Consider the following 22,180-nt stretch of genomic DNA (forward strand, 5'->3'; position numbering starts at 1 on the left):
GGAGACGGTCGGGCTCGGCTCAGTGAGCCGGAGGTGGCTTTCGAGGTCGAATAAGGTGCTCAGGGTTGACTAAACTCTCATCTCTTTGCCTAGATCTCGCAGATCATACCTTGATCGCGTCAGACCTGCTTGATGGTCTCTTGCTAGCGAATGGCACTCATTGCTTTAGGAGCTAATTGGTGCTTTGTCGGGCTTAACCGTGGCGTCAGGCACCCTTTCCAGGATGCAGTCACAGAGTCGTTCTATGTCACCGACCTCATGATCGGCCGTAATACATACCCGAACCCCAGCCTTCCCTTGGGCAACAGTTGGGAAAAATATCACAGACGTGTAAAAGCCTGCATCGAGAAGCTCTCGCGCCAATGCAATGGCGTTCGTTTCCGATCCGATAGCAACCATTCTGATCGGAAGCGAATTACCTTGCTCGAGGCTCGCCACACGACGATCAAAGACCTTGATACGTTGCGCCAGCCGCATCTGCCGTTCGGCGAGTTCTGCCGAGCGATGTATCTTACAAGAACCAAGGGCCGCACCGACTGCAGCCAAATTCGGCGCCACCGAAAACGCATAGGGAATCGAGTACCGCCGAAACAGAGCTTCCTGCTCCGCCGTTCCTAGCATCAACATGCCGCCCGATGCGCCGAATCCCTTGGCCAGCGACGCTGCTATGATTGTGCGGTCACCTAAGAACTCAGGGAACTGACTGCGCGCGAACCCTTCGCCCTGCCGTCCAAACAACGATATGCCGTGAGCGTCGTCGATATAGAGAAAGAGCCTATAACGCTCTTGGAGCTCGCGCAGCTCCTTAATTGGCGAGTTCCCTCCCATCGAATAGACGCCGTCGCATACATAGGCAACAACTTGGTGTTCACGGCACAAGCGTTCTAGGGCGTCGATATCATTGTGCGCGATTGTTTCCACTCGCGCTTCATCAGCAACCACGGGCTTGTGATAGGCGAGCGAGGTATGCGCGATGCGGTCGAACACGACTACCGGTTTCGTGCCATCTGTCAGCAGGCCCGACGCAAGAATTGGCATTGCGCCCAGATTAGCGAGCATAACAGTTGAAAAGGCGAGCACACGTGCACTGAACATCTCCGACAGCGTTGCTTCGAGCTCTGCCAGGAGATCGAAATTGAGTCGCGTTCGTGCGCATGACCAGTGCAATGATCGATGCGCCTCGATTGCCTCGATCGCTGCAGCCACAATTACAGGATGATTATCCAGCCCTAGGTATGAACAGCGCACGAAATCAATTATCTCTGGTCGGCCATTAAGTGGACCGGCGCCTAAAGCAAAGGCGCGTCCAATCGTCGAGCGCCCTTGGACAGCCATGAGACCGGCATTGTGGGCTGCGTCGAAATAAGACCTGCTTTTGTTGATGACGTACGCGGTGTTTCGAAAGTGCCCGCTCGGCCGACCGCCATCCGAGGCGGCGATCTGCTGTCCCATTCCGTCCTCCATTCCATCTGCCACGCGCGCACCAAATCGCGAGTTAAGCGCAACACTCGGCTTGATGAAGTCAGGCCGAGTTGAAGCTCTACATCTATTGAGGAACAGCCTAATCGGCTCTTATTGGTTCAAGCGGATTTACACCGGGTAAGTCCCTCTGACAGCTACTAGATCAAATGGGCCGGTGAATGACGTAAGGACCGCGACATGTGAAGTGGCTCGGATCGGCTGGATGGCACTCAAATTGAGATCTGCAATCAGCCCCAGCAAGTTAGAATGTCCTCCGGTTGTAGCGTCCCGTCTACCTGTTATCGAAATAACCCTATGAGAGAGCACCCTCTTCGCAAGCCAGCATTCCAACGAGGGTCTACAGCCGCCACCGACTCGTGCACTAGGAAGACTATAGCCGAACGCGGTCTAACGGGATGAACAAGAGCTTGCATCAACCGGACTTACGCAAGCCCTTTCCTGGTCGCTAGCGATTCGACATTATGACGGCTGGCCCGCTCGAATTCCATACGATTGAGTGTCCTAGTTGCGGATCATTGATTGCTTCGCACTCAACGTTCATACCAAAGGCAGAACACAACGGCTCGCCGCACAACAAAGCGCCTTGACGCATACTGGACTCTTTCCGCTCTGCCGTCTCAGCTATTATATCCAGCGTGCTCCATGGCTCTCTAGAAAGCCCGCGAACACATCCACGACGAACTCTATGTCAGAGCGATTCATCGCTGTCGACAGCGACGCAGCAGCGCCATAAGGCAGGACAATCCCGTTCTCGGCAAAGAACTGCACAAGCTGCTTCATCAGTTCCAACGCGCGGGGCGCGGGATAGGCTTCACGATTGTCATTCGGGACTTGAATCATCGGATGAATGCGAAACAGCGAGGCGGCCCCCGTGACGCAGAGCGGCGCCCCAACCTTTGAGATCGCTCGCGCAATCCCATTCCTGACAACGTCGCCAAGGCTGTCAAGGTGCGCGAAGGCCGCATGGTCTAGATGCTGCATGGCGACAAGCCCGGCTGTTATAGATAGAGGATTAGCTGAAAATGTGCCGCCTTGTGGTAGCAGCGGTCGGCCTTCCGATGCATCGAATACCCTCATCACATCCTGCCGACCACCGACTGCTCCGATCGGCAGGCCGCCACCGATGATCTTACCCATCGTGATGAGGTCAGGAACGAGGCCATAGAGGACACAAGCCCCTTCAAAACTCTGCCTGAGATTTAGAACCTCATCAGCAATCACCAAGATGCCGTTCGCACGCGCAGTTTCCTGTACTACCGCAATGAATTCCGGTTTTGGCGCAATTAGACCCGCCCGGCTTGGCATCGGATCCACAATGACAGCGGCTAGGTTGCGTCCATGCAAGGATAATAACTGGCGCGCAGCATCTGCATCATTGAACCGGAGCACCACGACTTCATCTAGCACGCTCGCAGGCATCCCGCGGTAAGACGGGGTAGACCTTGGGCAGCTCGGATCACCCCAATTGTCTGGCGTGGCGGCAAGACTTACCTCAGCCCAGTCATAGGCGCCGTGGTAGGCGCCCTCGAGCTTTGCAATCTTCGAACGACCTGTGAACGCCCGCGCAGCTTTGATCGCAAATAGTACTGCTTCGGTCCCAGTGTTGACGAAGCGCACACGCTCGACTTGCGGAATCCGTTCGCAAAGTAATTCCGCCAGTGCGACCTCGCTCTCCGTCGGATTTGCAAAGCAGCTACCCAGCTCCAATTGATTGGTCAGCGCCTCCACTATGGGTGCAAAAGCGTGTCCATGGATCAGCGACGTAAAGTTACCGTTGAGGTCGAGAAATCGGTTGCCGTCGACATCGATAACATGACTGCCTAGTCCACGCTCCATGTAGAGCGGGACCGGATTCCGCTCTACGGTTACTCGTGACGTTCCGTCGGGAAAGACCCGCTGCGCGCGAGCGAAGCTGTCTCTAGATCTTTGTCCAACCTGCCAAGATCCAGCCATACTGCCACCTAAAAGCTCTTCATCCGTCGTTTGACCGCTGGCGCCTGGCTCTCGCTTTCGCTGGCTGCCCTTCGCCTTTTGCATTGCCATTGGCGATTATCGCTTGAGCTGAGGCTATCCGTGGCGACATCCAACAAGTGCCTTTTGCCTGCAACACCTTGCCAGATAAGTCAAAATCAGTTGGCGTTCGTGACAAAGAGCTGACATATCCTGGCATCGTTTGCATCCACATGTTTGATATCGCTTGCAGTGTGCATACCGGCACAGTGATAGGCCCCAGTGCTGCGCGCCCCTCGTTGCCCGGGATATGGCGTGCGGCACTCACGCGGACACGCTCAACTCGCTCCCATCGTGACGATCGACAAGCCGTTGCAACTCCTCACCGGTCAGCCAAACGAGTAGATCGTCGTCCACAATATTCTCTTCGATCAGATGCAGCACCGATCCGCCCGGCTCGTAATGCGCATGTCCGTATTGCGCAAGGACGCCCTTAGACAGCAGCCAGCGCTCTGCGAGTCCAACTACGAAATCCGGTGCCCACAAGGCGAACGACACACCGCGTAGCACGGCAGCCATGACCTCGGGCATGCCTTGTCCTCTAAAGTCTTTGCGCAACCAGAAATCTCCGTGGTAAGCTACCTTTCCAGTAATCCTCCTCGCGCTTGGTGCGGTGCAGCTGCAGTGATCTTGGGGATGCGCCTGCACGGCAGGATCAGCGTAGAACGCCTTCAGCGACTCAAGGTGCTCTGCAAAATTGCTATCCGAAAGGTTATACAGCCGAGCAGCCTCCACGAGCGCCACATCATTGTTCTTGTCGAGACCTATCATCCAATATCCGTCGCCCGATTTGATCGGCGAGCGATCTGGGCGGAAATTTGGATATGTCGGCTTCTTAGTCGGAAGAGTTCTCGTAATCGAGACATACTTGTGAAAATCGAATCCTATCGAAAGCTTGATGCCCTTCTGAGCGGCAGCGTCATCATATACCCGAAGGAAGCGTGAGACGTTCAGCGGATTGACCGCGCTTTTCATTGCTGCAAATTCCTCTCCTGATGAGCTGCGTCATGGGCGATGCGTGCAAGCTCAACTTACAGCGTTGGCAGCGGATCAAGCCACTACCTACTTCGGTTAGGAAGGCGTATACAGTGTTTGGTTCAGTGCACTCGGCTATGAACAATCGCGCAGAAACACATTCTGCGGCCGGCCAGTCGAACGGCCTGCAGGTTGCTGCCGGCAATGTGTCCCTCCCACTCTCAAGCGTACCCGCCCGAACGGGAACGTCCGCCCTTTACAATCGAGCATCGGAAACGATGTGCCAGGACCACCCTCGACACAGTAATACTTCAGTTTCCTATATTTGTGACAGATGAAACCCGGCTAAGTTCGAGCAACCACGGATGAACGCGTCATGGTGAGCCACCGCGTTCTATCTCGCCAATCATGAGCCGCACCATTGGCTTCTGCCTGGGCAACGGTTTGACAAATCGAGATGCGCCTACCAGATCGGTGGCCACGTGAGCATCCGGCGCGTCGCTATGCGTTCGCCAAAGCGAGGATATGCTCGGAGCGGTCACGGCGACAGAAACAAACAATTGTCGAAAGCGTCCCGGGCGGAGATGGTCAGTCGGATTTTGGTGATCACGAAAGTACACATGATCATTTGTACTCCCTTTCCGTCCACCATGGAAAGTAATCTGGCAAATCGGCTGGAACCCTGTCTTTGAAAACCGCGGGCCGCTTTTCCAGGAAGGCCATCACCCCTTCCTTGGCGTCGGCGGAGCGGCCGCGCGAATACATGCCCCGGCTTTCGATCTTATGAGCCTCCATAGGATCGTCGGCGCCCAACATGCGCCACATCATCTGCCGGATTATTGTGATTGATACGGGCGCTGTCTTGTCCGCGATCTCGCGGGCCAGCGCACGTGCCGTTGGCAATAGTTGGTCGGGCGGCACGATCTTGCTGACCAGACGGCCGGCGAGCGCTTCCTCTGCAGTAAATACCCGTCCGGTCAAGGACCAGTCCAGCGCCTGGGCAATGCCGACCACGCGGGGCAGGAACCAACTCGAGGCTCCCTCGGGCACCAGGCCACGCTGGGAAAACACGAAGCCGAAGCGCGCGGCCTGAGATGCGATCCGAATGTCCATCGGAAGCTGCATGGTCGCACCCATGCCGACGGCAGCTCCGTTCACAGCCGCGATTACAGGTTTGAGACACCTGAAGATCCGCATCGCAATTTTTCCGCCGCCGTCGCTGACCATTGGATCGCTGTAATCCACCTTGCCATCCGGCAGCCGTTTCACTGGCCCGCGTCGCACGTCCCGGTCAAATGTATCGGCTCCCAAGGAAAGGTCGGCGCCCGCGCAGAAGCCGCGGCCTTGGCCGGTCACAATAATGGCAAGGATGTCATTGTCCCTGTCAGCGCAATCGAACGCATCCACGACTTCTCGCTCCATGAGAGCGTTGCAGGCATTGAGCTTCTCCGGTCGGTTCAACGTAATCGTCAGAATTTGATCGGCAATTTCGTACTTGATCGTCTCGTAAGCCACGGGGATCCCTTCGCTGCTTGACAACTAAGCTCTCGGGTCAGATCACGACGACCTAGTCTGCTTCAGTGCCTGGTCCAACGCTTGCTCGAATATCTCAAGACCTTGATTGAGGGTCTCACAATCGATCGTGAGCGCAGGCAAAAATTTCACGACCTGATCAACAGGTCCGCATCGTTCGACTATCAATCCCTTCTCAAACGCGTTACGCGCCGTAGCCGCTGCAATCTCAGGCATTTGGCAGTCAAAGCCAACGGCCATGCCCCGCCCTCGAACCGCAAAGCTGTTTCCGCGCTTGGCTGCGATGGCTTCGAGTCGCCCCCGCATGGCTTCTCCCGTCCGCCGCACCTCTTGCGAAAAGGTCTCGTCCCGCCAGTAAAGATCTATAGCTGCCGTTGCAGATACGAGCGCAAGGTTGTTGCCACGGAACGTCCCTGTGTGTTCTCCCGGCTGCCATGCGTCGAACTCCTCTTTGATCAACAACATTGACAATGGCAGGCCGTACCCACTCAGTGATTTCGACAGTACAACGATATCTGGCGACAGGTCTGCGAACTCGAAGCTGAAGAATTCGCCTGTGCGACCACAGCCCATCTGGACATCGTCAACTATGAACAGGGCGTCAGCACACTTCGCCTTCGCTTGAATGGACTGTAACCATTCCTTGCTAGCGACGTTTATGCCGCCCTCCCCTTGCACAGTCTCAACAAGGATGGCAGCCGGGCAGTCGATTCCGCTGCTTTCGTCCATTAGGACTTTTTGCAGAAAGTCTGCTGTATCAACGTCCGGCCCAAGGTATCCATCGTATGGCATGAACGTTGTGCCCGACAAACCAACGCCGCTCGCCGTGCGATAAAAGCGATTACCGCTCGCGGCCATCGCTCCCAGGCTCATGCCATGATATCCATTCGTGAATGAGATAATGTTTTGGCGTCCGGTAACCTTGCGCGCAAGCTTTATTGCGGCCTCGATAGCATTGGCGCCAGTTGGTCCTGTGAATTGGAAGCGGTACTCTAGATTTCGTTTCGCAAGTATGATGGAGTTGAAGGTCTCCATAAATTTGAGCTTCGCGGGAGTTGCCATATCAAGGCCGTGGACGACAGCGTCTGACGCCAGATAATCAGCAATGGCCGCTTTGAGCCGGTGATTGTTGTGGCCGTAGTTCAGTGTTCCAGCGCCAGAGAGGAAGTCCACTACGTTTCGACCATCCTCCGTTAACATGATCGAGCCGCGCGCTCGACTGAACATGGCTGGAAACGAGCGTGAATAAGTGCGTACGTTTGATTCCAGCGCATCTAGCGCTTGCATCTTGCGTGACCCGCTAATCGCAGCCATATGTCAGCTCCGCCAAAGCAAGTGACTAGAGGAACGAGGATCATCTCGGCGCGAGGTTCGCTTCCTTCGCCGCTTCCAACTGTTCAACTATCCTGAGACTCGGGATAGCGAAGCTACTAGGACAGGTAGGGCTCTGCGTACCATCGTCATGCGCATGCCACTTTCAGTTAGAACGTGCTTCCGCAACATCAAGCTCGGAATTCGCGTTCAGCACAATGCGCGTGCTCGGCTCGGGTTCAACTGCAGCTGGCTAGAGAGGTTACGGGCGGTATCACCACTAACATAGTTCTGGTGCAATTGTTCATGGTCCTAACGTCCGACTTGCAACCTCGCCCAAGCTCCGTTTACCAAGCTCTGGTAACGCGAAAGAGAAGCCGGATGAACATACGTGATAATGCCGACTCACGTCTTTTGGTGGCGACCAGATTGTCTGCTGCGGGACGGAGCAGGCGAAAGCCGCGGCCTAGCTCGCATACAGCTCTGCCATTGGTAGACGAGGGCTGATCAATTCGGCGACACGTTCCTTGCTTCTGCGAGCTCCGCTTCAGGCAGCATCACCGTCCCAATAATGCGCTCTTTCGCCAACTCCGCGATCTCGCCGTCGCAGAGCCCAAGAAGCCCTGATAATATCTCTCTATTATGTTGTCCGAGTGTTGGTGCGGCTGTACGAACCAGATGAGGACTGGCGTTCTCACGAATCGGCATCGACGGCTGAAGATGGAATCCGATGAAGGGGCGTTCGACTTCCTGCAGAAATGCACGCGAGCCGAGATGCCGATCCTTGAGCAGGTCAATTGGCAAGCGGGCCACGCCGGATGCAATCCTTGCGGCTTGCATCTCGGACATGGCCTTATCGTCTTCGCGGGCACGGGTCCAGGCTTCGATGCCTCTCTCAATTTCATCCTCGATGACGCGGCGGGCTTCTGGGGACGTCAGCGATGGGTTCGTCGCCCAGTCTGGTCGACCGATGAGCGTGGCAAGCCTCTGCCACATGTGCTCGTCGGTAGCCGCGACCACGATCCAGTTATCTTCCCCTGCACATCGGAAACAACCATGCGGCACGAACTCTGGATGTCGATTGCCATATTTTGGCGATGGCATACCGCCGATTGATTGAACGGTGATCCATGGTGCTGCGAAGGGCATCATGCATTCGATTTGCGCCAGATCGATGAATTGGCCTTGCCCAGTCTTGCGAGCATGAATCAATGCAACCAGGACTGCAGCGCAGCCGTTCAATCCACCCACGGGATCGCCAAAAGCGATGTGACTCATGACCGGCAATCCACCGGCCGCTCCGATCACACCAGGAAGCCCCGAGCCCTGCTCGAGAGTTGACCCGTACGCCCGACACTCGCGATGGACGCTGTTCGTTCCAAATGCTGACATCGACATCATGACCAGCCGAGGGTTGAGCGTCCTGAGCACGTCGTAGCCAAGTCCGAGCCTTGGCAGCACGTCGACCGAATAATTATCAACGGCAATATCGGCCTTTGCCAACAACCGCTTGGCAAGAGCAAGCCCCTGCGGACGCTTCAGATCAAGTGTGATCCCACGCTTGTTTCGATTGATCATGCAGAAGCATAGCGCCTTTTCGTACATCTGGTTCGCCACATAACCAGAACGTCGGTCTATTCCGCGCCACCAATCCGGATATTGGATGGCCTCGATCTTGATCACATCCGCACCGAGATCGGCCAGAGTGCGCGTACATAAGGGGCCCGCCCAACCCATCGTGAAGTCGACGACACGAATCCCCTGCAACGGTGGCCGATCAGTGTCGATGCCGCTGGATCTCTCGAGGCGTGCGAGCACCCCGTGTGTTCGGTTGTCAGCGAACACCTGCTGTTCGCCGGCGGCTGGCACTTTTCCGCCCTTGAATGGCGGGGTCGATGTCAGCCGCAGCATTGAGCCGACGGTCAATCCCTCCTCTTCGCCAACCCGGACCGGCACGATTGCGCCGCGGGCCCTCCTCTCCGGATCCTGGAGTAGATCGGATATTCCAGGCATCGGCACCAGCGGGATTTTGCGCGTAAGCCCCTCGGCAAACCAATCCATCGCAGTCCGTGCCTTTAGCTTCGGCATAAACTTCGCTTCGATCCGTTCAATATGCTGCAGACGACCCTCGTTGAACGCTAGAGCTGGATCATCACGCATTTCGGACAAGCCGAGCATATTGCAGAATGCGCGCCATTGCTCCGGCTTAGCCGTCGTTACGCCGATCCAGCCGCTCTTCGTTTCGTAAATTCCGGTTGGAAAGTTTGGCCAGAACCGGTTGATGCCAATCCGACGCATCACGTCGCCGCACGCAAACGCCTCGAACATGAGATACTCGGTCGGAGTGAGACTCGATTCGAAAATGCTGACTGACCACGACCGCCCCACCCCACCCTGCACTCGCGCTACCGCGGAACTCGCCGCGGCAATAAAGCCCCACAGCCCGGCAAGAAGACCCGCCTGAAAATCCGGTGCGTGCAAGGGCGGACCTCCGACTGGTCCAACCAGCTTTACGAGACCGGCTAGTGCGCGCACCGTGGAATCGGTCGCGGCGAACCCTGCATAGGGTCCTTCGCCGCCAAACCAACTCGCTTCGAGGTGGATCAACCCGGGGCGGCGATGGCAGATTGGAACGATATCGATGGACGGGCAATCAGCTGGATCAACGTCGCGACCATCGACCAAAATATCGCAATCCTCGATGAGTGACGTAAGCTGCGCGATCGCCTTCGCGTCGGCGGGATCAATGATAATACTCGATTTGTTGACGTTGAGGAATGCGAACCACGCACTCTGACCACCGGGCGTGAGTGGCGCACTACGGCGAACTGGATCACCGGATGGTGGCTCGACCTTTTGCACATCGGCGCCGAAATCGGCAAAAAGCCGCGCACAATAGCTAGTGGCGGCCGAGCTCCCGATCTCGACGATCCGCAAATGCGACAACACTCCCATCGAGAACTCCACTATTAGACGGCCCTCATGCACCGAACCGCCGTAGGCAAGATGATGCGTAGCCGCCAAGAAGGTCGTGCGGCACTCACCGCTAAGGACGCCAGGTTGATGTTGCGCACAATTCGACGTTTGGCATCGGCGCTGCCGCCAGGCCCATCATGATGACCGATGCCTCCTCCCGGGATCAATGACGTTGTCTATCTCAAAAACGACAGCTATTACCATTGGCAATCAGTAATACTCCTCGTAATCAAGGGCGCCCCATCTCCTTCGAGCCATACGTACCCTTCGTTGGAAGTGGCCGTTCTACGTAGAATTCTTGCGGCGGCTCGATTGCTCGCCTACTCCGAACGAAAATAAGCCACTGGCTATATCAAGACACCTACCAGCTCAGAGAGTACGCAAACGGGCGCATGGCCAGGCATCACTTCTCCATTCACCATTTTTCGCCTCGTCGGTGCTACGCCGAGGTATCTCGGGAAAGGGGCCTTTTGCCCAGCCCGAGACGTTTATCTCTGTTCAGCTTGGGAGCGACCGCGTCGCCGCAACACAGATGAGGAAAGTGCAAGGCGCTCGGCGCCGCTGCAGCACTGGCCGGGAATTATTCGTTCGAGCGATCATCTACGCATGGGAGTACGGATAGCTCAAGGCTATGCGGCAGCGCCTTGACCACAGGCAGAAAACCACGTGTCGGTGCCTGGAGACGGCCGAGCATCGATTCGGCGACCTGATGGCAGCGACAGGATTTCCGCAGGTCGCCTAAAATAACCTCTGCGCTCGCGAATCAGAGCCGACGTTCCAGTCGGGGTCACTGGCTCACTGCGCCTCGCCAGAGAACGGCATCCCGTTTCGGGCACATCCGCGGCCGAGCGATCGACCGTTCTGAATCGGCGGACAGAGATCTTCTAGCTTTCGACGATCGCCACCAAGATAGCGGGTTCTCCGCAAGTCCAAATCACAATACGAGAATTGGTAGGTCCGCTTCTCCTCTCTCTCAGTTTAGAAAGCCGCTCAAGGTGATATGTGCTTCGTCCATGACATCGCAAACCTCACGCTCTCTCGGAATCCTGCAGCTCGAACGCGGACTGCCGCAGGGTGCAACGCCGCCGACACCAGTACCAGGTTCGATGCTGAGCTCGGACACCTTTGACTTCCCAACTATCTCGGAAACGGTCCCGGGAGCCTGGGTTGAAAACGTCGTCCGCGGCGATCCAGCGCTTGAGCCTGAATTCATCGCAGCTGCTCGGCGATTGGTCGAGCGAGGCGCCATTGCAATAAGCTCCACTTGTGGCTTCTCCATTCGTCACCAGTCTGCAGTCGCAGCGTCCGTAAAAGTGCCCGTTGTATTGTCGAGCCTGCTTCTGCTGCCAGGCCTACTCCGCCAAGTACCGCAACGGGCCAAGATCGCGGTTTTGACATACGACTCGACCTGCTGCGGCGAAGACCTGCTTGCAATCCACAATCTGACCGAAAGGGCGAGGATTGTGGTTAGCGGCATCGAAGGCGGCAAGTTCTGGCATGATGAGCTAAGGCGTCCGGCGCCACCGATCGATATCGCCGCCATCGAGACGGATCTGACCGGTTGCGTCGTGAAACTGCGTTCCGCTCATCCGGAGATCGCGACCATCCTACTAGAATGCGCGGCATTCCCGGTGGTCGCAGCGGCGATACGTCGTACCATCAAGTTGCCGGTGTACGACATCACGGACCTCTGCCGACTAACGATGGCGGCGATCCTTTGATGCTCACTAAGGTTCGGTCAGCGAAAAACCCAACCGAAGAATCAAAGGGACTTTTGGTTCTTTTGAGCTAAGCAATGAGGCGCTCACACTAGGCGATCAAGGCAGTTCCCGACTAATGACCGTAGTCATTTGGCCCGGGAAGCGTGCAGTTTCGCATGCTCAACGCAGAAGCCGGTTCTCAGGCACGGCCGGCGCAAGCGATCCTCAAGCGTTACGCTATCGCCGTGCCATCGTGTCTGGGTCTGGACCATTCGCCTTCAACACGAAGCCATGTGGATGGAAGATGTGCGCGTCTCGAGGACAGCCCTTGGCGAGGGGTCTTCAACTATGATCGCTTCAGCTCGTGTAACGCCTCAACGTCGCTCGCGCACGGAGCCTTCCTGAGCTACAGTTGCCACTAGGGAGCCGCCTGGTTCAAAGATCAGTCCCCGCGTAAGACCACGACCAGCATGCGCGCTCGGCGATTCCTGCGCATAAAGGAGCCACTCGTCCGCGCGGAACGCCCGGTGAAACCACATTGCGTGATCGAGGCTTGCCCGTATCATCCACTTGTCGAATGGCGGGCTGCCATAACGAGCAGTCACCGCGTCGAGTAAAGGGTAATCGGAGACATAAGCCAGGGCGCATACATGCAGCGTTGGATTGTCTGGCAGCTTCGCGGCGGTCTTCATCCAGACATGGGTGTGGCCGTCCGCGAGCTTCTGACCGAAATAGCGACCGGTCTCAACCATGAGTAACTCAATGCCATAATTGCGGCGGATAAATTCTGGCGTTTCAACAAACACGGGCTGTTTGGCCAATTGCTCTGCAGCAAGCCTTTCCGGTGGCGACACGTACGGCATCTCGTCCTGATGATCGAAGGCCCCCTGCTCTTCGATTTGAAACGAGACCATGATAGAGCAAATCGCGTTAGCACACTGAATGGCGGTGACGCGCCGGAACGAATAGGTCCTGCCGTCGCGCAGAACTTCAACTCTATAGATGATCGGCACCAGCGGATCGCCGGGCTTCAGGAAATGGCTGTGCAGCGAATGCGGTAGACGCCCTGTCACGGTACGGCATGCCGCTGCCATCGCTTGCCCAATGATATGGCCACCGAATACCCATTGCGAGGTGGTTTTTGGAATGTCGCCGCGATAGCGATTGCTATCGAGCGGCTCGAGCTGGAAGATACCGGCGAGATCAATCGGACTTTCGGACATTGACAGACTTCGTTCTTCTTCTTCTCAATTCATGGCCAAACCATGCATTCGAACGTCACATTGAGTCATCAGTGCATCCGCCTGCTTCCTCGTTTATTCGTCTGTTTTACTGCTTCAGTAGCGGCCTCCAGGGCTGGCACGCGAGCGCTCGAATGTTCTAACCTCTTTCAACAATCGACGCTCCAAAAAACACAGAGTCCCGCTTGACGAGATCTAAATCAAGAGCAGTGCTACCTACCAGACAATCGCGAAGCCAACGCAGATCGACATAACGGCTCTATTCACCCACCTTCTCACATTGTGAAGATCCGCCCCGGATTAAGGATGTTGTTTGGGTCGAGCGCGCGCTTGAGCGTGCGCATGGTCTCGATTTCCTCCTGCGTCCGACCCATCTTTAGATATGGCCGCTTCAAGACGCCAATACCATGTTCGGCAGAGATTGATCCGCCGAATTCACTGGTGGTCTGATAAACGAGGCTCTCAAACTCCTCCCGCTTGGCAGGCGTGTCCTCGTGATGCAGATCTAGATGCAAGTTGCCATCGCCTACGTGACCGAAGACCATCGCGAACGCACGGGCGTCGATTGTCTTGATACACGCATCAATCGCCTTCGCATATTGATCCATGCAGTCGCTGTGAAGACTGACGTCGAATCCGATGCGAGAGGCATATGGAAAGGTGCGGCCAAGTTCCAGTGAAGAATCGCGGATACGCCAAATCGCCGATGCAGATGCCTTCGAGTTCGACAGCGTCGCCTCAAGGATCAGGTTCTCGCCCAATGCCGCCTCAAGCAGCCCCTCAAGATCGGCATGGATTCTATCAGCGTTGTTACCGGACGCCTCGAGCAAGACATAGAACGGATGATCGGTAGTCAGTGGCCCCACTACGCCCTTCACTCGCTCGACGGTCAGACGGTAGTACTCGTTCCACATCACCTCGAACGCGGTCAGTTCTCCGTTTAAATGCCGGCGCGCCATATGGAGTAATGAAGAAACCTGCGCAAAGGAATGCAGGGCGCAAAGCGCCACTTGCTGCTCCGTCGGTGCCGGAAAGATGCGCAATGCAGCTCGCGTTATCACGCCAAGAATGCCTTCACTGCCGATAAACAGCTGCTTCAAGTCAATGCCAGTGTTGTTCTTGAGGTGTCTGCGCAAGCCATGCAGGACCGTTCCATCGGCGATAACGGCTTCTAGGCCGAGTATCAGTTCGCGCGTCATGCCGTAGCGAATTACGCGATTACCGCCAGCATTGGTCGAAATGTTCCCGCCGATGGTGCAGCTACCGCGCGCGCCGAGATCAAGCGGAAATAGATATCCTTCCTGCTCGACGCGCTCCTGAATGCTTTGCAACGGGACGCCGGCTTGTGCAATGACCACGCCTGCCGATGTATCCACCTCTTCGATCGCATTCAATCGCTCCATCGACAGGGCGATTTCATTCTCGTTTGGTAGTGCGCCGCGAACCAAACCGGTCATGCCGCCCTGCGTGGTCAACGGCACTTTCTCCTGGTGACAGAGCCGAAGTACGGCCGAGACCTGCTCCGTCGTCCGTGGGCGGACGACCGCACGCGGCTTGGCGACTGCCTTGCCCGCCAGATCGTGGTAATAGCGCGCGTCGATGTCGGCGCTGGTCAGCACCGAACTGGTGTCAACTACCTCGCGCAAGTGGTCAATGAAGCCGCGAGACATGTCACCTTACGTACTGTTTCCCGCGAACTGATACTTCGAGATCGCGCTCGCAATAACTACTAACGTCGGCAGTTGAGTGCCGGACATGGAAGATGCTGGATGAACCGCCCAATAGCTAGAATGCGTGGGTGCGTTGATTATGGCGAACAGCCTGCCTGCCTCCTTCCGTTCTCATAGTGGCCAGGAGATCTTATCGTCCAACATCCGTCGGATCGCTCTAGTAGTCATCTCGATAACACTCACGATAGACAACGACAATCGAATGCGGGATATCGGTAGCCTCAGCGAGCCCCTCCTCCGAAGACACTCCGGTCCTCCGGTCGACCTCAATTCTTGTCCCTCAGCTCGGAAAGCTGAAGTAATCTTCTTTCCGGAACGCTGAGCACAGTGTTCCGGAGCGGAACAGCCCGCGGCGGCTGGCAGAGACATAGACAAGAGCACTGCAGTATCGCTCCTTTCCAAGTTCCGCCGCTTTTCCATAACGCTCGACCACCGACGCAGCGAGGGCGGCGTATTTGACGGTAGAACGGCGAGCAGATGCAGCGACGCAGCGATTGCAATTCCGGTACCCCACACATGCGGAATGCACCGAAGACCGAATGTTTCAGCCATGTCGGCGATCTTCTTGCATTCAGAAAGGCCGCCTGCAGCGCAGGTGTCGGGCTGAGCGATATCCAGCGCGCGCGATACGAACAGTTCCCGAAAGCCGAAGCGGGTAAATTCGCATTCCCCGCCGGCGATCGGGATCGAGAGTGCCGCCTTTACTGCTCGATAGCCGGCAATATCCTCAGGTGGCACGGGCTCCTCGAACCAGCCGATGTCGTGGTGCTCGATCATGCGACCCAGACGGATTGCAGCGATGCTATCATACGCATGGTTCGCATCAACCATCAGCTGCACAGTCGGTCCGATCGCCTCACGCACAAGGCGGATCGTGGCCACATCGTCCTCCAGACCAAATCCAACCTTGAGCTTCACTGCCGAGAATCCTTCAGCGACGTACCCGGCCGCCTCCTCGGCCAGATAGCGGTTCGAGTGGTCCGCTCTGCGCCGGAGCAAGCCCGTCGCGTAAGCGACGAGCTCCGTGCGCTGCGCGCCGCCGAGCAGCTGATGCACAGGAACGCCAAAATGCTTGCCCTTGATGTCCCATAATGCGATGTCGATACCGCTCAGGCCCTCGATGACGACATCCTTTTGGCCATGATCGCGCAAGCCTGCATAGATCATTTGCCATAAATGATCGGCACAAAACGGATCTTGGCCGACGAGCCATGACGCGACGAACTTTCTAAGGTTTGCGGACCGCACCAACTCACAACGGCCAAACCACCAGAGAAATAGTTCACGGCTTAGTGCGAAGGTGAAGAGAACCGATCCCGCCGTGGTCGCTCGCCGAGGGAAAGACATCATGAGGATCGCAAGTTAGCGGATAGAGGATACACCGGCGCGTTGCGTTACATAGGGGATTGGAGAGCCGGCGCAATGAATGATCGAACAGTGCTTCCTGTAAAGCCGCGCGAGCGGTGCGTGGCAGGTAGCGCAACCTTGAGCAGCACGCTCAACAAGGGTCATGTACAACATCTTCGCTCTCGCCTTAAGTTATTCGGGGAGATGGAAGAAGGCCGCGGATAGTCGTGTCTCTCTAGCTGTTGCCTCGGCTACCAACACAGATGAGACCAGAGCGCCGTGCTCGCTGAGTCAGCGAAGGTGATAGTCGGTGCCGACAAAGGCCGCTCTCGATCATGGTTACTCGCTCAAAATAGTGGCCGATCTTGGCTTCGTGGTCATGCCGATCGCCAAACGAGATATAGCAGCTATAGGCGCTATGATGACAGGCGTTTTTGTGCACCGATGGCAATCAATCATCGCACCCGAAGGCGCGATCCCGGATCAGAGGCGGCTGGATCAGAGCTCTGCTTAAACGACATCCATGATCGTCGTTAGCGCCGTCGTTAGTAAGTTCGATCGAGTAGTGATGATGACGGCCAGGAAAGTCGACGCCATGAGAACAACTACCTTAAGCTTCCAGCTTTGTAGCACTAGATAGTAGCTTTGGACCACCCATGTCAGATTGATAGCGCCGATGTCCCGAAACCGACAAAGCATGCAGACCATTCGTGTTGAGACGCCGTCACTTAGGCGTTTCTCACTCTCCCTAATCGCCCGTGTACCTTATTCATCGAGTGGCACGCCAGTTGCTTCGAAGCCGACAGTCGCAGCACGGAGATCATCTATGAAAGTTGCTTCCGAACACAAAGCCTTTTGGGACGCCGGTCACGAGAACTATCCCGATCAGATGAGACCTGACGGATTCAGCGGACAACTTTTTAGCCCGAGGGCTCTCGATGGAATTAAGGCCGTCCTGAATGCTGATCATTCTGATCGCTTTGCAAAGCCGTCCGATCGAAGTTGGATGTCGACCATCTACCCTTGGACTGGTGACCGCCGCCACACTAAAGTTGGTTCATTGGCGAAGACTTATAAAGGACTCATCATTCTCAAGACTCCCTTCGATCTGGCTTTGTACCCGAGGCTCATTTGGGAGCTTCAGCCACGGACAATCATAGAACTCGGCTCATGCCAGGGTGGCAGCGGATTGTGGCTCGCCGATAATGCGTCGGCGCTTTGCGAGAAGCCCGGTGAAGTTCACTCTTTCGATCTGTATATTAAACTAGTTCATGAGAGTGCAAGAAAGCATCCACTTCTTACCTTTCATCAAGTTGACCTTTCTGACGTCTCGAACTTCGACGAAAGTTTGCTAGCGAGCCTGCCTCATCCCTGGCTTGTAATCGACGACGCACACGTGCAAATATTTTCTGTTTTTTCTCACCTGAATAAGTTTCTGGTGTCAGGCGACTATTATGTGATCGAAGACAATCCAGTGTTCGCAAACAAAGAAATCATCGAGGGTTTCCAGTTGATTGAGCAAGCCGGATTCTTGATCGATACTTATTATACCGATGCGTTCGGGACCAACGTTACTTGTGCTCCAAATGCATGGCTTCGAAAGACGTAGGTCGCACCGACCGAGTGTCGGGCCTGAAAAATCATTGCCCCATAGTTTGCTCTCGGCGAGCAAATTCCCTGCATCATATCGTATCTTTGCCCCCTATCTGGCCGCTCTGGACCGGGCGGTCACCGTTCCCTCGGAAACCTCGCACCCAGGCTGAAGCCAGATTCGAGCGCCTGCGCTCCTCGGTGGTAAGCGGTTATTTTTCCCGACTAGGCGGGCCGACTTGCAATATGCGCTCCGTGATGAAGAGGGCGGATCGCAATATGATTTCGGAGTATCGACGCGTTACAATCTCGGGCCCTATGTCGTCTTTGGAGCGATGATGTCGGTCAGACGGACCAGCATCTCGACGCTGCAGAGCTTACAGGTCTCGATCAACGAAGCGGTTCAGGTCCAGTTCTCGAAGCCCTGATCATGTCCCGCAAACAACAGTTTTTGCGGTTCAGAACAAGAGAACGGATGCCTCTAGTGCGATGCGGTCTCATCGAGGAGCCACGTGAGCCGTCACAGTGGTTCAGGGTAGCGGATATCATCGGCGAGCGTCGCCTTGTTCTGGACGGGGCGAGCTGCTACTCGAACCAGGCCTTCAGGGCCAGCACGAGCGGCTCGCGTCTGCCTGAAGGCACGGTGCTGCAGCCTGATCGTCTCCTCGATGGCATAGAGGGCGGCGATGCGTGCAAGCGCCTCGCTGGCGATTGAGCAGGGCCGCCTTCCGCGTTATCGAAGAAGCGGCGCCGCAGATGAGACTAACAGAACGTCAGCGAGACCGTCTCGTCAGATGCGGCGTTGGCAATGGTCCTGTAGGCGGCATAGCCATCGCATTGCACGATGGCGCGATATGGTCGAGCATCTTGAGCGCGTGGACGGTGCGGCTAGGCGCATAGTTGTAGGCCACCAGCACGGGCCGGTGCGGCCCCACGGCCGACCGTCGCGCGCGATCGCCCAGAAGAAGCCTCTGCTGGTGTGGCCATGGCTGGGATCCAGGACCGGTGCCTTGATTTCGTCAACCGCGATCTTGTTCTCAATCAGGATGATCTCGCACAGCCGTATGCAGAGCGCCTTACATGAAGCACGGGCCTGAAGGAACAGAGCGACCCTCAGGTTTAGCTCCGGCAAGCACCGAGGGTCGATCGCCAGCCCAGGCGCCGAAAAGCGTTGCAATCGCCGCCGATCACGCCGCCGATGCCTCTCGTTTGAGGATCATTCGCCGACTCTGTGCGCAAGGTCTGAATAGGCTGCTCAGCGGATTTCGGGGGTAACCAAACGAGGCCGAGTGAAGACCGGCGGCCACAGTTTTTCGAGCTCCTTTTGCGCGAAATCCACCCTAAAACTTGGTATCCCGACGGAGAGTTGATATGAGCGGGTCTCTACGGTCGCCTCTTTCGCCAGAGTGGACGATGCTGTGGCTGGCTGAGAAAGAGCCGTTTTCCACGTACGATGTCTTGCGCAAGCGGGGTCCGATCGTCTGGGACCCCGGCATGGAGTGCTGGCTGGCTTTGGGATACGATCTCTGTCGCGCAGTCGAATCCGACGAGAACATGTACCGGATCCTGTCGGCGGACAAGACGCCGCTGCAGTACGAGATCACCGGTGGAAGGTCGGCTGTTTCATCATTGCTCGGCGCGCCTCACATGCGGATGCGCCGCCTTTACTGGAGGATGCTGAATCCGAACGTAATGCCGAAGTACCGCGAAGAGCATGTTGTTCCAGTCATCAATGATGCAATCGATCGGTTCGAGAAGGCCGGACGCGCGGAACTTGTCACTGAATTCGCGGATTCGGTTCCTGCTCGGATCATGGCGTCGATGTTTGGCATCCCTTGGAGGGATGACGCGCTCCTGGCTGACATCCAGCAGTGGCAACGAGATGTTGTCGCTTGGGTAGGCATGATGTACGCCGAGCATCTAACGGCGAAAGCGAAGCACGCATCGGACCAGTTGAACAATCTGTTCATGCCTTTGGTGCGAGAGCGTCGCGACAACCGTGCCGACGATCTTATCAGCGCGATTTGGACTTATGCGCCGCAAGATTATGGCGAGGTTGACGAACTCGACGTTATCGCGATTGTCAGGGATATGACGCAAGGCGCAGGCGAAACCACGACGAACGCGGTGGCCAATGCTGTATATCTCTACGTGACGAATCCAGCGATCCGCGAGGCCGTGTCCAAGGATCAGCAGGATGCTTTGAATGCGTTGGTTGAGGAGACACTTCGGCTATTGCCATCCCCGCAATGGCGCTTCAGGGCGGCCAATCAGGATGTGTCGCTGTCAGGTGTGGCGGTCAGGAAGGACGATAAGATTTGCCTCCTCCACGCTGCGGCCAATCGCGATCCCGACCACTACGCCTGCCCGCATGCCCTCGACCTTCATCGCGAGCGGCCAACAGATCATGTGGCGTTCAACGTTGGGACCCGACTCTGCTTGGGGATGCACTTGGCTAGGCTCCAGATGCGCGAGTGCCTAAAGGCGCTCATTAACCGCCTTCCGAACTTGAGGCTTGACCCTGCGGCGGAGGCCCCGCGCTTCCGCGGATTCTCCCACCGCTCGTTCGGTCCGCAGCATGTACTGTTTTAACGGGAAGTCGATGAAACTACTGATCACCAATGAGATTGGCCAAGTAAGCGAGCTTGACGGCGTATCTGCGAGAACTCTCATGCTGGCCATCCGGGACGCGGGATTGAACCTCACTGCTCAGTGCGGTGGATGTCTGTCTTGTGGGACTTGTCACGTCTACGTCAATCCCACTTGGTGGCCGAAGCTCATCCCGCCGACCGAGTTCGAAAGCGGAATGCTGGATGTCGTTGACGACCGTCGCGAGACATCGCGGCTATCCTGCCAGATCGAGCTGAGCAAGGAATTGGACGGGCTCGAAGTCACCATCGCTCCTGGTTCCGCCTTTTCCTAGGATGGAACCCGCTGTCGCGGCGCGCCTTCTTGCACTCGCTGGATCGAGCAGGCGCCATTTGGAGCGACCTATCGCGAATCGCCATGCTCTTCGAGGTAGCTCGCTGAGCAAGCGCCGTGAATTCTTCGTTGCTCAAAGCGAATTGGGCCGCCGCTCATTATCCTCGAGATGGCTGAGCGATCCAGTGCCCGGGATCGGATAGTATCATCGGCGTCCGGCGTAGAGAAGTGGTCCCGGTTGTCTGAACAGCAACTGCGCGTCGATAAGTGGAGCCTCTGCCGGGTTTAGGCTGCCGTGCGAAGCGGCAGCGAGGTGAAGTAGGCTTGATCCGGTGTGCCGCCGTCAAGGCTCGAATGTGGACGGCGGCAATTGTAGAAGTCCAAATAACGGCCGATCGAGGCGCGAGCTTCGCTGACGCTGTCGTAGGCCCGCAGATACACCTCCTCGTATTTGACGCTGCGCCACAGCCGCTCGACGAACACGTTGTCCCGCCAGGCGCCGCGGCCTCCATGCTGATGGCGATGTCATTGTCAGCGAGCACTCCGGTGAACGCCGCGCCGGTGAACTGCGAGCCCTGGTCGGTGTTGAAGATCTCCGGCTTGCCGTGACGGGCCATGGCATCCTGAAGCGTCTCGACACAGAACGCCGCCTCCATGATGATCGATACGCGCCACGACAGCACGCGGCGGCTGAACCAGTCCAGCACCACGGCCAGATAAACGACGCCTCGTGCCATCGGGATGTAGGTGATGTCCATCGCCCAAACCTGGTTCGGACGCGTGATCTCCATACCGCGCAGCAGCTATGGATAGATCTTGTGCCCGGGCTCGGGTTGGGTGGTGCGCGGACGGCGGTACAGCGCCTTTATCCCCATCCGCCGCATCAGCGGTTTGAAATGCCGGCGGCCGATCTTGCACCCCTCTGCAGCCAGAAGCCCTTGCAACATGCGAGAGCCGGCAAAAGGGAACTCCAGATGCAGCCGGAGGCGCTGCATGATCGCAAGGTCGGCGCCCGACACCGGACGCGGCAGGTAATCGACGCTGCCGCGGCTGATGCTCAGGGCTTCCGCCTGCTTGCTGATCGGCAGATCGTGTTCACGGTCGATCATCGCTTTGCGCTCAGCAATCCCGCCTTGGTGAGCGCTCCTTCTAAAAACTCGTTCTCCAGCGTCAACTCGCCGATCTTGGTGTGCAGCGACTTCACGTCGATGGCTGCTTGCTCCGCTCCGGAGCCGCCGCCGGGACCGAACGCATCGGCGGCCTTGCTTTCAAGCTGAGCCAGAATTCCGGGGCCGGCTCTTAGCAACCAGGTCAGCACCGCCTGAGCTACGGTGGCTCCGTGGCGTTGAGCGATCGCGCCGAG

General features: G+C 56.8%; 14 protein-coding genes and 1 pseudogene. 5 read left to right on the plus strand and 10 right to left on the minus strand.

All coding sequences use genetic code 11. The features are described from left to right. Nucleotides 1–165 precede the first annotated feature (165 nt). From RX327_RS31870 to RX327_RS31895, 6 genes are all read right to left on the minus strand, one after another. Nucleotides 166–1,452, minus strand: a complete 1,287-nt coding sequence (locus tag RX327_RS31870; RefSeq protein WP_317248202.1) for an aminotransferase class I/II-fold pyridoxal phosphate-dependent enzyme — start codon at nt 1,450–1,452, stop codon at nt 166–168. Between the two features lie 654 nt (nt 1,453–2,106). Continuing rightward, nucleotides 2,107–3,435: an aspartate aminotransferase family protein gene (locus RX327_RS31875; RefSeq protein ID WP_410712209.1), complete on the minus strand. Its 1,329-nt coding sequence runs from the start codon at nt 3,433–3,435 to the stop codon at nt 2,107–2,109. A 321-nt stretch (nt 3,436–3,756) separates the two neighbouring features. Next, nucleotides 3,757–4,467, minus strand: coding sequence for a hypothetical protein (locus RX327_RS31880; protein WP_317248204.1), 711 nt, complete (start codon nt 4,465–4,467; stop codon nt 3,757–3,759). A 624-nt stretch (nt 4,468–5,091) separates the two neighbouring features. Further along, nucleotides 5,092–5,982: a crotonase/enoyl-CoA hydratase family protein gene (locus RX327_RS31885; RefSeq protein WP_317248205.1), complete on the minus strand. Its 891-nt coding sequence runs from the start codon at nt 5,980–5,982 to the stop codon at nt 5,092–5,094. A gap of 42 nt (nt 5,983–6,024) precedes the next feature. Then, nucleotides 6,025–7,314, minus strand: a complete 1,290-nt coding sequence (gene ectB / locus RX327_RS31890; RefSeq protein WP_410712099.1) for a diaminobutyrate--2-oxoglutarate transaminase — start codon at nt 7,312–7,314, stop codon at nt 6,025–6,027. 504 nt (nt 7,315–7,818) lie between these two features. Then, entirely contained in the window at nt 7,819–10,266 is a 2,448-nt protein-coding gene (locus tag RX327_RS31895) for a CoA transferase (RefSeq protein WP_317248206.1), read from the minus strand. Between the two features lie 1,034 nt (nt 10,267–11,300). On the opposite strand from RX327_RS31895, the gene RX327_RS31900 reads away from it, so the two are divergent. Beyond that, nucleotides 11,301–12,008: a hypothetical protein gene (locus RX327_RS31900; RefSeq protein ID WP_317248207.1), complete on the plus strand. Its 708-nt coding sequence runs from the start codon at nt 11,301–11,303 to the stop codon at nt 12,006–12,008. A gap of 353 nt (nt 12,009–12,361) precedes the next feature. On the opposite strand, the gene RX327_RS31905 is transcribed toward RX327_RS31900, so the two are convergent. From RX327_RS31905 to RX327_RS31915, 3 genes are all read right to left on the minus strand, one after another. Beyond that, nucleotides 12,362–13,210, minus strand: coding sequence for an acyl-CoA thioesterase II (locus RX327_RS31905; protein ID WP_317248208.1), 849 nt, complete (start codon nt 13,208–13,210; stop codon nt 12,362–12,364). A 293-nt stretch (nt 13,211–13,503) separates the two neighbouring features. Next, the gene (locus RX327_RS31910; RefSeq protein WP_317248209.1) at nt 13,504–14,898 is read right to left on the minus strand and encodes an FAD-binding oxidoreductase; all 1,395 of its coding nucleotides are present in this window, start codon (nt 14,896–14,898) and stop codon (nt 13,504–13,506) included. A gap of 171 nt (nt 14,899–15,069) precedes the next feature. Continuing rightward, entirely contained in the window at nt 15,070–16,308 is a 1,239-nt protein-coding gene (locus RX327_RS31915; RefSeq protein ID WP_317248210.1) for a mandelate racemase/muconate lactonizing enzyme family protein, read from the minus strand. 823 nt (nt 16,309–17,131) lie between these two features. On the opposite strand from RX327_RS31915, the gene RX327_RS31920 reads away from it, so the two are divergent. The 4 genes from RX327_RS31920 to RX327_RS31940 all read left to right on the plus strand — a co-directional run bounded on the left by RX327_RS31920 (nt 17,132) and on the right by RX327_RS31940 (nt 20,818). Then, a complete protein-coding gene (locus tag RX327_RS31920) occupies nt 17,132–17,914 on the plus strand; it encodes a CmcI family methyltransferase (RefSeq protein ID WP_317248211.1) in 783 nt (260 codons plus the stop codon). 220 nt (nt 17,915–18,134) lie between these two features. Next, complete coding sequence (locus tag RX327_RS31925; protein ID WP_317251453.1) at nt 18,135–18,323, plus strand: hypothetical protein; 189 nt, start codon at nt 18,135–18,137, stop codon at nt 18,321–18,323. 985 nt (nt 18,324–19,308) lie between these two features. Then, a complete protein-coding gene (locus RX327_RS31935) occupies nt 19,309–20,487 on the plus strand; it encodes a cytochrome P450 (protein ID WP_317248212.1) in 1,179 nt (392 codons plus the stop codon). Nucleotides 20,488–20,497: 10 nt separating this feature from the next. After that, a complete protein-coding gene (locus RX327_RS31940) occupies nt 20,498–20,818 on the plus strand; it encodes a 2Fe-2S iron-sulfur cluster-binding protein (protein ID WP_317248213.1) in 321 nt (106 codons plus the stop codon). Nucleotides 20,819–21,102: 284 nt separating this feature from the next. On the opposite strand, the pseudogene RX327_RS31945 reads toward RX327_RS31940, so the two are convergent. After that, nucleotides 21,103–22,093 (minus strand): annotated as a pseudogene (locus RX327_RS31945) (IS3 family transposase); the annotation flags it as partial. Nucleotides 22,094–22,180: the final 87 nt, after the last annotated feature.

Origin of the sequence: Bradyrhizobium sp. BEA-2-5 (assembly GCF_032918025.1) — a bacterium.
GTDB classification, from domain to species: Bacteria; Pseudomonadota; Alphaproteobacteria; order Rhizobiales; family Xanthobacteraceae; genus Bradyrhizobium; species Bradyrhizobium pachyrhizi.

Coding starts and splice junctions, on each gene's coding strand:
- RX327_RS31870 (WP_317248202.1), bottom strand. CDS start 1,452: ATGGGACAGCAGATCGCCGCCTCGGATGGCGGTCGGCCGAGCGGGCAC.
- RX327_RS31875 (WP_410712209.1), bottom strand. CDS start 3,435: ATGGCTGGATCTTGGCAGGTTGGACAAAGATCTAGAGACAGCTTCGCT.
- RX327_RS31880 (WP_317248204.1), bottom strand. CDS start 4,467: ATGAAAAGCGCGGTCAATCCGCTGAACGTCTCACGCTTCCTTCGGGTA.
- ectB (WP_410712099.1), bottom strand. CDS start 7,314: ATGGCTGCGATTAGCGGGTCACGCAAGATGCAAGCGCTAGATGCGCTG.
- RX327_RS31895 (WP_317248206.1), bottom strand. CDS start 10,266: ATGGGAGTGTTGTCGCATTTGCGGATCGTCGAGATCGGGAGCTCGGCC.
- RX327_RS31900 (WP_317248207.1), top strand. CDS start 11,301: ATGACATCGCAAACCTCACGCTCTCTCGGAATCCTGCAGCTCGAACGC.
- RX327_RS31905 (WP_317248208.1), bottom strand. CDS start 13,210: ATGTCCGAAAGTCCGATTGATCTCGCCGGTATCTTCCAGCTCGAGCCG.
- RX327_RS31910 (WP_317248209.1), bottom strand. CDS start 14,898: ATGTCTCGCGGCTTCATTGACCACTTGCGCGAGGTAGTTGACACCAGT.
- RX327_RS31915 (WP_317248210.1), bottom strand. CDS start 16,308: ATGATGTCTTTCCCTCGGCGAGCGACCACGGCGGGATCGGTTCTCTTC.
- RX327_RS31920 (WP_317248211.1), top strand. CDS start 17,132: ATGAAAGTTGCTTCCGAACACAAAGCCTTTTGGGACGCCGGTCACGAG.
- RX327_RS31935 (WP_317248212.1), top strand. CDS start 19,309: ATGCTGTGGCTGGCTGAGAAAGAGCCGTTTTCCACGTACGATGTCTTG.
- RX327_RS31940 (WP_317248213.1), top strand. CDS start 20,498: ATGAAACTACTGATCACCAATGAGATTGGCCAAGTAAGCGAGCTTGAC.